At 74.6% G+C, this 12,156-nt stretch carries 10 protein-coding genes; 2 read left to right on the top strand and 8 right to left on the bottom strand.

The window, feature by feature from the left end; all coding sequences use genetic code 11:
• Positions 1-3: 3 nt before the first annotated feature.
• Together ACFP3U_RS29715 and ACFP3U_RS29710 are read left to right on the top strand one after the other, a co-directional pair.
• The gene (locus tag ACFP3U_RS29715; protein ID WP_380228809.1) at positions 4-1,896 is read left to right on the top strand and encodes a glycosyltransferase; all 1,893 of its coding nucleotides are present in this window, start codon (positions 4-6) and stop codon (positions 1,894-1,896) included.
• On the top strand, positions 1,893-2,267 hold the full coding sequence (locus ACFP3U_RS29710) for a hypothetical protein (protein WP_380228808.1): 375 nt from the start codon (positions 1,893-1,895) through the stop codon (positions 2,265-2,267). Before ACFP3U_RS29715 ends, ACFP3U_RS29710 begins: the two co-directional genes overlap by 4 nt.
• 16 nt (positions 2,268-2,283) lie before the next feature.
• Here the strand turns inward: ACFP3U_RS29710 and ACFP3U_RS29705 are convergent, their stop codons facing one another.
• From ACFP3U_RS29705 to ACFP3U_RS29670, 8 genes are all read right to left on the bottom strand, one after another.
• Positions 2,284-3,150 carry a glycoside hydrolase family 16 protein gene (locus ACFP3U_RS29705; RefSeq protein WP_380228807.1) on the bottom strand — a complete coding sequence of 289 codons (867 nt, stop codon included), beginning with the start codon at positions 3,148-3,150 and terminating at the stop codon, positions 2,284-2,286.
• A gap of 133 nt (positions 3,151-3,283) precedes the next feature.
• A complete protein-coding gene (locus tag ACFP3U_RS29700) occupies positions 3,284-4,099 on the bottom strand; it encodes a polysaccharide deacetylase family protein (protein ID WP_380228806.1) in 816 nt (271 codons plus the stop codon).
• Positions 4,096-5,055: a glycosyltransferase gene (locus ACFP3U_RS29695; protein WP_380228805.1), complete on the bottom strand. Its 960-nt coding sequence runs from the start codon at positions 5,053-5,055 to the stop codon at positions 4,096-4,098. Before ACFP3U_RS29695 ends, ACFP3U_RS29700 begins: the two co-directional genes overlap by 4 nt.
• A complete protein-coding gene (locus ACFP3U_RS29690; protein ID WP_380228804.1) occupies positions 5,052-6,491 on the bottom strand; it encodes a lipopolysaccharide biosynthesis protein in 1,440 nt (479 codons plus the stop codon). The genes ACFP3U_RS29695 and ACFP3U_RS29690 overlap by 4 nt, the downstream gene beginning before the upstream one ends.
• 5 nt (positions 6,492-6,496) lie before the next feature.
• Positions 6,497-7,903 carry a glycosyltransferase family 2 protein gene (locus ACFP3U_RS29685; RefSeq protein WP_380228803.1) on the bottom strand — a complete coding sequence of 469 codons (1,407 nt, stop codon included), beginning with the start codon at positions 7,901-7,903 and terminating at the stop codon, positions 6,497-6,499.
• Positions 7,900-8,724, bottom strand: coding sequence for a glycosyltransferase family 2 protein (locus ACFP3U_RS29680; RefSeq protein ID WP_380228802.1), 825 nt, complete (start codon positions 8,722-8,724; stop codon positions 7,900-7,902). Before ACFP3U_RS29680 ends, ACFP3U_RS29685 begins: the two co-directional genes overlap by 4 nt.
• 463 nt (positions 8,725-9,187) lie before the next feature.
• A complete protein-coding gene (locus tag ACFP3U_RS29675; protein ID WP_380228801.1) occupies positions 9,188-11,326 on the bottom strand; it encodes a putative bifunctional diguanylate cyclase/phosphodiesterase in 2,139 nt (712 codons plus the stop codon).
• The gene (locus ACFP3U_RS29670) at positions 11,323-12,129 is read right to left on the bottom strand and encodes an SAM-dependent methyltransferase (protein WP_380228800.1); all 807 of its coding nucleotides are present in this window, start codon (positions 12,127-12,129) and stop codon (positions 11,323-11,325) included. Before ACFP3U_RS29670 ends, ACFP3U_RS29675 begins: the two co-directional genes overlap by 4 nt.
• Between the last annotated feature and the right edge of the window lie 27 nt (positions 12,130-12,156).

Here is a 12,156-nt window from a genome sequence, read left to right as displayed (position 1 = left end):
ACCATGGAACCTGAAGCAGGGCTGGAAGACCACGGTCCGCCGCCGCAGGACACGGCCACCACCGCCGGCCGCACCGTCCGGGCGCGGTCGGCGATCCGTCGCTTCGGACGTGCGTTCCCGCTGATCGCGCTCCCGGCCGCGGTGGTGCTGTGGCTGCTGTCGCTGCGCCACGTCGCGCTGGACTCCATGGGCGACCTCGGCCTGATCCAGGTGCTGCCGGTGACCTTCTGGGTCGCCGTGACGCTGCTGACCCTCGGCTTCTGCGCGGCGCTCCGGGACCGCCGGACACCCGGCGGGCTGTACGCCGGCTATCTGCTGGCCCTCATCGCCGTCATGCACGCCAGCGCCCCGCTGATGTACTCGGAGCTGAGCAACGCCTGGGCCTGGAAGCACGTGGCCATGGTCGACGTACTGGTCCGGGAGGGCACCCTCCCCGTGGCGCACGACCACGGCCTGGACACCTACACCAGCTGGCCCGGCTTCTTCTCGCTGAACGCGCTGGTGGTCAGGGCCACCGGGCTGCCGTCCGCCCTCTCCTACGCCGGCTGGGCCCCGCCGGTGTCCGACGCCCTGCTGCTCGCACCGCTGGTGATGCTCTACCGCTCGTTCTCCCGCAGCCGACGGCTCACCTGGGCGGCGGCCTGGGTGTTCTACTGCTGCTACTGGGTGTCCCAGGACTACTTCTCGGCGCAGACCTTCACCTTCCTGCTGTACCTCGCCGTCGTCGCGACCGTCGTCCGGTGCCTGCCCCGACCGCCGGACCTGCCCCGCCCGCCGGACCTGCCGCGGGACGGCGGGACCGGAGGAGCCCACCGTCTGCCGGTGTCCGGGCCGCGCGCCCGCCGCGGCCGGGCGATCGCCGACGGCCGGACCCGCTGGACGCTGCTGTTCCTGCTCCTGCCGGTGGCCGCGATCGTCTGCTCGCACCCGCTGACCCCGCTGATGCTGATCTGCACCCTGGCGCTGCTCGCCGTGCCGCGCCGCAACCGGCCGGTCGTCCTGCCCCTCCTGCTGGCCACCGTCGCCCTCACCGCCCTGTGGGACCTCACGGTGGCCCGGCCGTTCCTCTCCCAGAACCTCCGCCAGCTCGTCGAGGGCCTCACCCAGCCCGGCGCGAACGCGAGCTCCGCGCTGATCGATCTCTCCACCGCCTCCCGCGGGCAGGTCCTGGTGGCCTGGGGCGACCGCGCCCTGTCCGCCCTGGTGTGGCTGCTCGCCGCGCTCGCCGTCGTGCGGCGGCCCGCGCTGCGGCGCGGCGCGCTGCCGCTGCTCGCGCTGGCCCCGCTGCCGCTGCTGGCCGGCAACAGCTACGACGGCGAGATGCTCTTCCGGACGTACCTGTTCGCGCTCCCCGCCACCGCCTACGCCATGACGGCCCTGCTGTTCCGGCCCGCCTCGCGGTCGCGGCTGCGGGCGGTCGCCATGCCCGTCCTGCTGCTCGCGCTCTTCGCAGGGTTCGCGCTGAGCTATCTCGGCAAGGAGTACGCGCTGTACTTCACCCGCTACGAGGTCCAGGCCGCCCGGTGGCTGTTCGGCAACGCTCCGCCGGGGTCCGTGATCGCCGGCGTCACCGAGGACTTCCCGGCCGGCTACACCGACTACGACCGCTACCAGCGCCTGTGGATCAACATGCAGGGGACGTCCGTGCGGGACACCTTCGCGGCCCACCCGGCGATGACGCTGAACCGGGTGCTGGGGCCGGGCCGGGCACCCGTCTTCCTGATGCTCAACAAGGCGCAGGACGGCCGGCTGAACGCCACCGGCTGGCTGGCCTCCGGACCGGAGGCGCTGCGGGCGAACCTCGCCGCCGACCCGCGCTTCCGGGTCGTCTACCGCAACCCCGACGCCGTCGTCTACGAGTACTCCAGGACCCCGGCCACCGGGAGCACGCCGTGACGCCGGCCGTGCGGGCGGCGCTGCTCGCCCTCGCCTGGCTCGCGCCCGCGGCGACCGCGCTGCCGGACGGGAACGCCGTGCGCGTCACCGTGCTGGCGGTCGCCTGGGTGCTGCTGCCCGGCCTCCCGCTCGCCCTGCGGCTGCCGCCCGAGCGCGGTGTGCCGGAACGCTCCCCCGCCGGGCGCCGGCTGCGGCTCGCGGTGCTCACGGTGGCGGGGAGTCTCGGCTGCGCGACGCTGGTGAGCGAGCTGCTGCGGCTCTCGGGCGCGCTGACGGTGTCGCGCGCCCTGCTGGTGCTCGCGGTGCTCGACACCGCCGCCGTGCTCGTCCCGTCCCCCCGTCGTACGGGGGAACGCGCCGGCCGCGGGTGAGCGCCGGCCGGGGCGGTCAGTGCTGCCAGACCCGGACGTACTCCACCTGGAGGTCGGCCGGCACCACGGTGGGCCCGCCGATCTTCGGCTGCACGGCGTTGTCGATCATCAGCCAGTGCGGCTGCGAGGTCACCCCCTCGGTGATCGTCGCGGCCAGCACCCCGTCGCGGTAGTAGTCCACCCGGCCGGGCTGCCACTCGGCGCCGAGGGTGTGCCAGCCGGTGAAGTCCCCGTCCGTGCAGTGGCCGACGGCGCCGGACGGCGAGTTGAAGTACGAGCAGAGCTGCCCGTGCAGGCCCTCCGCCACGTCGTTCTCACCGCCCGTGGGCCAGTTCGCGCCGACCGTCCAGAAGGCGGGCCAGTTGGCGATCACGCCCGGCGAGGCCGCCGGCAGGTTGATCCGGGCCTCCACCGCGCCGAACGCGTAGGAGAACGTGCTCCTGGTGTTGACCATCCCGGAGGAGTACGGCAGCGTCCGGCCGCCGCAGGTCTGCTCCCGCTCGACGGCGGTGATGTGCAGCGCGCCGTCGTGGACGGCGACCTGGTCCGCGTCGTAGCAGTCCAGCTCGTCGTCGTTGACGGGCTTGGTGACCCGCCCCGGATAGGCGACGTCGGGGTTGCCGAGGGACCACTTGGCGAGGTCCAGGTCCGTGCCCTCGAACTCGTCGTCGAACACCAGGTGCCAGTCGCCCGGAATGCCGAACGGCAGGCCGTTCTCGACCACGTGGGTGGCGTCGCCACGGGCGCTCGCCGAGGAGTCGGCGGTCGCTCCCGGACCGACGCAGCCCGCGGTGGCCGCGAGTGTCAGGGCCGCCGCCGCACAGCCGACGCCCACCGCTCGGCGGGGCCGGTGTGCGGTGCGATGCCCACGACGGTGCCGCATGTGGCCTCCCAGACACGGTCCCCCCAGGGTTCCATCCGGCCCGGCCGGTCGCATCCGCTGGACGGTGCGCCAGCGCGGCGGTGCGGCGGCGCGCCGGCGCGGCGGTGCGGCGGTGCGGCGGCGCCGGGGCCGGTCACCCGTCACGCGGCGGACTCCCGGCCGGACGGCCGAGGACGGCCGTCAGGCGGCGGTAGGCCCGCCAGCCCCTGGTGCGCAGCCGCTCCGGGTACGGGGCGGTGGGTGCGCCGCGCCGCCGCGTCCAGGCCTGGAACACCTCCGCAGGGGTGTCGGCCATCACCATCAGCCGGGAGATCCGCAGCGGGTCGTCGGCGTCCGAGCTGATCGCGTTGCCGACGGCGCAGGCCGACGTCCAGCCCGCCCGGCGGACCTGGCGGCGCACGGCCGCGCTGGAGTAGCCGTGCGGGTAGGCGAAGGAGACGACCCGGTGGCCGAGCGCCTCCTCCAGCGGGTCCCGGCACCGCGCGATCTCCTCGTACGCGCGCCGGCCCGGCAGCGTGTCCAGCTGCGGGTGGGTGACGGTGTGCCCGCCGATCTCGACGCCGAGCGTGTCCAGCGTGGTGAGCTGGCGCCAGTTGAGCATGCCGGCCGGCGGCAGCAGACTGCGGCCGGGCGGTCCGCCGGGGACGGAGATCGCGCCGGTGGTCACGAAGAGCGTGGCCGGCAGACCGCGCTCGTCGAGCTGGGGCGCCACCGTCCAGTAGAAGTCGGCGTAGCCGTCGTCGAAGGTGAGCACCGCGCAGTCCTCAGGCACCGGCGGACCGCCGTGCAGGGCGGCCACCAGGCGGTGCAGCGGGACGACGGTGAGGCCGCTGTCGGCGATCCGGTCGAGCTGTTCGGTGAAGGCGCGGGGCGTGACGGTGTAGGGGGCGAGCCACCCGGGCGGGGAGTCGGACACCGAGTGGTAGAGGAAGACGGGTACCGCCGTCATGGCGCGTCGCCTCCCCTCCCGCGGCGCAGCACGGCCTGCACCCGGCCGACCCCGTACCCGAGCACGGTGGAACCGACGCCGGCGAGCAGGGCCACGGCCTCGATCGGCGCACCGCCCGGCCGCAGGGCCCGGGCCAGGCCGCGGGGCACCGTCGTGCGGAGGTAGCCGCGTTCGCTGGCCAGTGCCCGCCGCTGCCCGGCGTGGCGGGCCACCGTGGCCTTGGACAGGCCCTCCGCGTAGCAGCGGGCGCGGAAGTACGACCAGCTCGCCCGGCGGGCGGGCACGTGGTGGCTGACCGCGGCGGCCGGTTCGTAGGACAGCAGCGCCCGCGGACGGCGGTCGGTCAGCCGCAGGCACAGCTCGGTCTCCTCGCAGCCGAGCGGGCGGGTGCCCACCCGCCCGAGGTCGGTGCGGAAGCCTCCGGCGGCGAGGATCTCGGCGCGCCGGAAGGACATGTTGGCGCCGATGAAGTTGCGCACCGGTGCGGGGTGTTCGGGCAGGCCTCGGTAGGAGCAGCCGACCACCCAGTCGAACTCGGGCGGGAACCAGCGCGGGCGGCCGGTCTCCCAGTCCGGGCGGACCAGGCCGCCCACGCCGAGCACCCGCGGGTCCCGGTAGCCGGCGAGGAGCCGTTCGGTCCAGTCCGGGTCGGCCGCCGCGTCGTCGTCGAGGAAGGCGATCACGTCGCCGTGGGAGGTGTCCGCACCGGTGTTGCGGGCCCCGGAGAGGCCTCGCCGCTCCCGGTTCTCGACGACGCGCACGCCGGTCAGCTCGGCGGCGGCGCGGGCCGCCAGCGCGGGGCAGTGGTCGACGACCAGCACGACCTCGTCCGCGGGTCGCCGCTGGGCGAGGACCGATCCGATCGCGGCGCGCAGGTCCTCCCAGCGGTCGAGGGTGTAGGCGCAGACGACCACGGTCAGGGTGAGCTCGGTCGCGGGGTTCATCGCGGGGTTCATCGCGGGCTCCCGATCGTGCGTGTACGGGTACGCGAGTCGGCGCGGGTACCGGCGCGGGTACGGGCACGGGCGCGGGTGCGGGTGCCCGGGTCGGCGCGGGGCAGCCAGTACCGCAGCAGCAGGAGCAGCGGCAGGGCGAGCGCGGACTGGGCCACCAGCCAGGCCCAGCCGACACCGTCGATGCCGAGCGACGGGATGAGGGCGACGGCGAGCACCAGGACCAGCACGCAGAGCGTGCCCTGGAGCGCCACCACCCAGCCCATCCGGCGCCGGGCGCGGGCGACGTCGACGGCCACGTCCACCACCAGGTTGGGCAGGGCGGACAGGACGAGCAGCCGCAGCACCGTGGTGCCGTGCTCGGCGTACTGCGCGCCGAACAGGGACAGCAGCCGGGGCGCGGCGAACACCGTCGCCAGGCCGGTCGCGGCGAGCAGCCGGCCCGCGTGCCGCAGCACCCGGCGGCCGTGCTCGGCCAGCCGCTCGGGCGCGCGGGCCGCCTCGACCAGCAGCGAGCTGCCCATGTTCAGGGCGACCAGGTAGAACGTGTAGGAGACGGCCCAGGGAAGCGCGACGTAGGCGTTCTGCTCGGCGCCGAGCTGGGCGAGCACCAGCAGCGGCACCACGCTGTACGCCGTCAGCCGGCACAGCGAGCCGATGTAGTCCGCCACCGCGTAGCGGGCGAACCTGCTCTGCGGGGTGCCCACCGGCGCGGCCCGCTGGTGGGACGGCACCGCGTGCCGGAAGAGGTAGACGTTGGTGACCACCAGGGAGATGATCAGCGCGCCGCTCCAGGAGAGCAGGATGCCGGTCTCCAGGGCCAGGAAGGCGCAGCCGGCCAGCAGCCCCGCCTTGGCGACCGCGAAGAGCGCGTTCTCCAGCAGTACCCAGGAGGGGCGGCGCAGCCCGGTGAGCGCGCCGTCCTGGAGGACGAACAGCGAGTAGCCGGCGGTGGCGGCGACGAACGACAGCGCCACCACGGGGCTGCGCAGGAAGCCGAGGGACGGCGCGATCAGCGGGATCAGCGCCAGGAAGGCCCCCGCGACCAGGGTGCTCGCCGCGACGGTCGCCGTGTAGGAGGACAGCACCAGCCGACGGGTGCGGCGGCCGGCCGTGGGCAGGAAGCGCATCAGGGCGTCGCCCAGGTTGAGCTGGCCGATTCCGGAGAGCAGGCTGGCCGCGGCGAGTGCGGCGGTCCACCGGCCGACCGTTTCGGCGTCGTACCAGGCGGTGGCGCCGACCCAGAAGACCATGCCGAACACGGCCGTGACGAACGAACTGAGGGTCAGCACATGACCGTTGCGCAGCAGCGGCTCGCCGACCCGGGTGGCCCGCAGCCGGGCGCGCACCAGGTCGCGGTAGGAGCACTCGCAGGGCAGCGGTACCGGGCAGGAGCAGGTCCCCGCCGAGTCGGCGGCGGCCGAGGCGCGTGCGGACACGGCGCTCACCCCCACGGTGACGGGGAGGGGTCGACGGAGGCGGAGGCGGAGGCGGCCGGCTCGACGGCCGCGGCGACCGGGGTGCCGAAGCGGCTGCGCAGGTAGCCGACCGGGCCGTAGAGCAGCCCGCGGAGTTCCAGCCGGGCGAGGCGCCGCTCGCGCGCCCGGAGCGCGGCGGCGCAGTGCGCGGACCCGGTGTGCCCGAAACGGCCCGCCGCGCCGGGGTCCGGCTCGGCGCGGGCGCGGCGGACCGCGTGGCGGAGGCCGCCGGGGAGGCGGCGCAGGAGTTCGGGCAGCATGTGCGGCTCGCGGACGGCGGCCGCCACCAGGTAGGCACCGAGGCCGACGCCGTAGCCGTAGGCCTGGCGGAGCAGCGCCTCCTCGGTGCGGTGGTGCCGGTGCCAGACGATGGCTTCCGGCTGGTACACCAGCGTGTGGCCGTTGACGATCACCTGGAAGAAGGCCAGCAGGTCGTCGCCGCCGCGCGCCGGGCTGCCCGTCCCGATGAGCGGGTCGAAGCCGCCGAAGGCACGCAGGACGTCCGTCCGGAAGGCCATGTTCGCGCCGGAGCCGAAGGCACCCGCGGTGAACGGGAACAGGTGGTCGGGCGGTGGCTGCCGCAGTGACCAGGACCTGGTGGCGAAGCCCTTGTCGAAGCCGGCGTGCGCGTGCAGGGCGGCCTGGGCGGGGGTTTCCAGCTCCGCGGGCAGGATGAGCCCGGTGACACAGCCGACCCGGTCGTCCGCCCGGAACACCTCGACGATTGAGGAGATCCAGTTCGGGTCGATCAGGGTGTCGTCGTCGACGAACGCGATCACCTCGCCGTGGGCGGCGGCCAGGCCTCGGTTGTGCGCCCGGGCCAGGCCCGCCACCGGCTCGCGCAGGTAGCGGACCCGGCCGGCGTACCGGTCGCGGATCAGCCGTTCGGCGGCGGCGTCGGCCGGGGCGTTGTCCACGACTATGACCTCGTAGCGCGGATAGCCGTTCCGCAACAGGGAGTCGAGGCACTGCCCGAGCATTCCCACCCGGTTGTGGGTGGCGACGACCACGCTGACCGTGACCGGGCCCGCGGGCACCCGGGCACGACCGACCCGACTCGGCCGCGCCGCGGGTGTCGCGGTGGACAGGGCGGGAACGCGCAGTTCCCGGTGAGCGGCATCGACCAGCGCCCGGCGCAGCGCGGCGCTGTCGCCCGCTGTTCCGGTGGCCGTGACCAAGCCGAGCGGGTGTCCGTGCAGCCGCACCAACGCCAACACGCGGCCGACCGGGTCGACGGCACCGGAGCCGCCGGGCGAGCGCAGCCCGCTCGGCTCGTCCAGGTCCAGGTCGACGACGCGGACGGGGGTGTAGAGCGAGTCGCGGGCGGCAGGGCGCGGGCAGGCAGCTGCGGTGCGCCGGTCGGAGCCATTCATCGTTGCTCCTCCGCTGGGGCGTCCGCCGAGGCCCGGGCGCCGGGACGCTCGGAGATCAGGGTCCTCAGCACCCGGCGGCCGTCGGCGACGGCGTGCAGGTGGGAGCGGCCGCTGCGGCGGGGGAGTTCCAGGCTCGGCACCTCGGCGATCCGCAGTCCGGAGCGCAGCGCGTGCGCGATCATCTCGGCCTCGATCTCGAAGCCGGTGGACCGCAGGTCGAGCGCGTCCAGGAAGGAGCGGCGGAAGGCGCAGTAGCCGTAGCACAGGTCGGTGAGGCTCGCGTCGTACAGGCGGTTGGCCAGGGCGAGCAGGGCGCGGTTGCCGAGCGAGCGGACCCTGGTGAAGTCCAGCGAGCCGCCGCCGGCGATGCAGCGCGATCCCTTGACGAAGTCGTAGCCGTGGTCGAGGAAGTGCAGGAAGTGCGGGATCTCGCCGGGCCACATGGAGCCGTCGGCGTCGATCATGACGACGTACTCGCCGGTGGCGGCGGCGAAGCCGGTGCGCAGGGCGTTGCCCTTGCCGGGGCCGCGCTGGGCGACGCTGCGGACGCTGGGCAGGCAGTACCGGGCCATCGGGACGGTGGCGTCCACGGACGAGCCGTCGACCAGGATGACCTCGTCGACGCAGCGCGGGATCTGCTCGAACACCCAGGGGATGTTGCGGGCCTCGTTGCGGGCGGGGACGACCAGGCTGACGGTGTGACGGGTGACGACGTCGTCCCCGGCCCGGCGCATCGGCCGGGTGTGGACTGTGTCCCGGTCGGTGGCCCGGTCGGTGGCCCGCCGCAGCGGGTGGCCGTCATGGTGCGTGTCGTGCTGCATGTCGTGCTGCGTGTCGGGATGGGCGCTCGGGGGCGCGGTGGTGCTCATCTCGCGAGCCGGCCTCTCGGCGAGGAGGTGGCGGGCGGCGCCGGACGGGCCGCAGGGCGGCGGGGGCGACGCGGGCCCCTGGCTGTGACGGGCGCGCCCGGCGCTGACGGCGCGGCGCGGCCCGGATGGGGACGGGGCGGGCCCGGTGCGTTTGACGGATGCGCAGGGCACGGCCCCGGAGAGAAGCCCCGAGGGGGCTGCTGAACGGGCGGACCGGGCGCGGGGCGGTCATCGGGAGCCGGGCGGCCGAAGGGGGTGCGCACCGCCCGTCCCGGGCGCCGGGAGGCGCCGGTCCGTCGTCGATGGAGTCCTGTTCCGCACCTGCGGTGCGAGGACTACCAGGCCCTCATCGTGCGCTCGTACGCCCCGCCGCGTCAAGGGGATATGCCCCGCTTTATTCCCTTTTCGCGGTGCGTCACCGGCCGCCCTCGGCGAGCGACCGGGCGACCGGGCGGCCCTGCGGCTCCTCGGCGATCCGGCGGGCGATCTCGGCCGGCCGCACCGGGCGCCCGAAGTGCCAACCCTGCGCCCAGTCGCAGCCGATGACGCGCAGCCGCTCAGCGTCCCGACCGGTCTCCACGCCCTCGGCGGTGACGGTCAGCCCGAGGGCGTGCGCCATCGACACCAGGCCGCTGACGATCCGCCAGCCGGTCTCCTCGTCCTTCGCCGGGTCGTGCAGGTCGCCGACGAACGACCCGGCGATCTTCAGCCCGGAGACCGGCAGGTCGCGCAGGTAGGCGAGGTTGGACCAGCCGGTGCCGAAGTCGTCGACGGCGAGCGAGACGCCCTGGTCGACCAGCCCGTGCAGGGTGCGCAGCGCCTCGTCCTCCGGGCCGACCACGGTGGACTCGGTGATCTCCAGCTGGAGCCGGGCCGGGTCCAGGCCGGTGCTGTCGAGGATCCGGCCGAGGTCGCCGACCAGGGCGGCGCTGCGGGCCTGACGGACCGCCAGGTTCACGTTGAGCTGCGGCGCGGCGTCGCCGAACCGCTTGATCCAGTCGGCGGCCTGACCGCAGGCCTGCTCCAGCACCCAGCGGCCGAGCGGCATGATCAGCCCGGTCTCCTCGGCGGTGGTGACGAACTCGTCCGGGCCGAGCACCCCGAGCTGCGGGTGGCGCCAGCGCACCAGCGCCTCGACGGCGGCGAGCCGGCCGTCGGCCAGCGCGTACAGCGGCTGGTAGTCGATGAAGAACTCGCCGCGGTCGAGGGCGGCGGGCATCCGCACCGAGACGGCGTAGCGGGAGACGGCGCGGGCGTTCTCCTTGGGGTCGAAGAGCGTCCAGCGGCCCCGGCCGGCCTCCTTGGCGCGGTAGAGCGTCAGGTCGGCGGCGCGGACGGCGGCGCCGGGGGTGGTGGTGGAGACCCGGCGCTCCAGGACGCCCACGCTGGCGCCGACGGCCAGTTTGTGATCGCCGATCAGCACCGGCCCGGCGAGCGCCTTGAGGACGGTCTTGGCGGCGGCGACGGCCTCCTGCTCACCCCGGCTGTTCTCCAGCAGGACGACGAACTCGTCGCCGCCGAGCCGGGCGACCAGGTGCCCGAGCGGGCTGAGCGCGGCCTTCAGCCGGGCCGCGACGGCGGACAGCAGCTGGTCGCCGGTGTCGTGGCCGAGGCTGTCGTTGACCACCTTGAAGCCGTCGAGGTCGACGTAGCAGAGGCCGAACCGGGCGCCCGGGTCCGGCTCCTCGAAGAGCTTCTCCAGCCGCTCGAAGAACGCGGCCCGGTTGGGCAGCCCGGTCAGCGGGTCGTGGGTGGCCTGGTGGCGCAGCCGCTCCTGGAGCCGGTAGCGGTCGGTGACGTCCTCCAGCATGGCGACCTGGTACTGCGGGCGGCCGTCGTCGTCGCGGATCAGCGAGACCGTCAGATGCGTCCAGACCACCTCGCCGTCCTGCCGGTAGTACGGCTTGTCGAACTGGAAGTACTCGCGCTTGCCGCTGATCAGCTCCTCGTAGGTCTCCCAGACGCCGTCGCCGTCCTCGGGGTGGACGAGGTCGCCGACCCGACGGCCGATCATGTCCTCCGGGCCGGCGCCGAACAGCTCCTGGAGCGCCTTGTTGACGGCCAGGATGTTGCCGTCGGTGTCACCGATGCCGATGCCGATCGCGGCGCTCTCGAACAGCGCGCGGAAGCGCGCCTCGGAGGCGCGCAGTGCCCGCTCGGCCTCCTTGCGGGCGATGTCGGCGGCGGTGCGGATGGCCTCCTGCTCGCGGAGGGTGCGCTCGCGCAGGGCGGCCGCCCAGCCGGCCGCGAACGCGCCGCTGAGGGCCGGTCCGCGGCCGTCCCCGGACGGCTGCCGCTGGAGCAGCTCCACCGCGCGGGCCAGCACGATCGGGTCGGTGAAGTGCGCGTCCACGAGCTCCGCGCCGGCCTCGGCGGCCAGCTGCGGCTCGAACGGGTCGTCCCGCTGGGCGCGGTGGAGCAGCCCGGCGGTCCTGGACACCAGTCGGCCGAGCAGGCCGGGCGGGACGGCCGTGCCGTGGTCACCGGAGAGCAGCCGCGCCCAGTCCGCGTGGAACCGCTCGGCGCCGCTGCTCGGTTCCGGTGTTTCGGTCACGGGCGGAACCCCACACCCGCCACCCCGGTCATCCGCTCCGGGTGCTCGCCGACGGCCTCCGGCTGGTCCGGGCGCCACTGCGGGAGGTAGACGACACCGGGCTCGACGATGTCGAAGCCGGCGAACATGCCGGTGATCTGCTCGACGGTGCGCATGGTCAGCGGTGTGGGCGTCATCCGGTAGAGCCGCTGGTGGTCCTCGGCCTGGTCGGGGCGGCCCTCCAGGGAGGCGTGCGAGAGGACGAGGGCGCTGCCCGGCGGGAGGGCGTCGCGGATCACCGCGATCAGCTTCCACGGGTCGTCCGCGTCCTGGACGAAGTGCATGACGGCGACCAGCAGGACGGCCACCGGCTCGCCGGCCGCGAGCAGTTCCGCCACCTCGGGGCGGGACATCAGGTCGTCGACGTCCCGGACGTCGGCCTGGACGACCTGGCTGTCCGGGTCGTCGGCCATCAGCAGGCGGCTGTGCGCGACGGCGACCGGGTCGCGGTCCACGTAGACCACCCGGGCCTCGGGGCGGACGGCGCGGGCGACCTCGTGGACGGCGCCGAAGGTGGGGATGCCGGAGCCGATGTCCAGGAAGCGGCTGATGCCGCGTTCGGCGGTGAACTGGACGGCGCGGCGCAGGAAGGCGCGGTTGGAGCGCATGATCTGCGGCAGCTCCGGCCAGAGGGCGATCGCCTTGCGGGCCATCTCCCGGTCCACCTCGAAGTTGTGCGATCCCCCGAGGTAGTAGTCGTAGACCCGGGCGGCGTTCGGTTTGTCCAGGTCCGTGCCCTCCGGTACCCAGTTCGGTCGCCGCATCCTCGGGACTCCTTCACTCCGGTTCTG

Origin of the sequence: Kitasatospora misakiensis, assembly GCF_042656005.1 — a bacterium.
Lineage (GTDB): Bacteria > Actinomycetota > Actinomycetes > Streptomycetales > Streptomycetaceae > Kitasatospora > Kitasatospora misakiensis.
The sequence above is the reverse complement of the archived record's forward strand: the minus strand, read 5'-3'. Positions and strand labels throughout refer to the sequence as shown.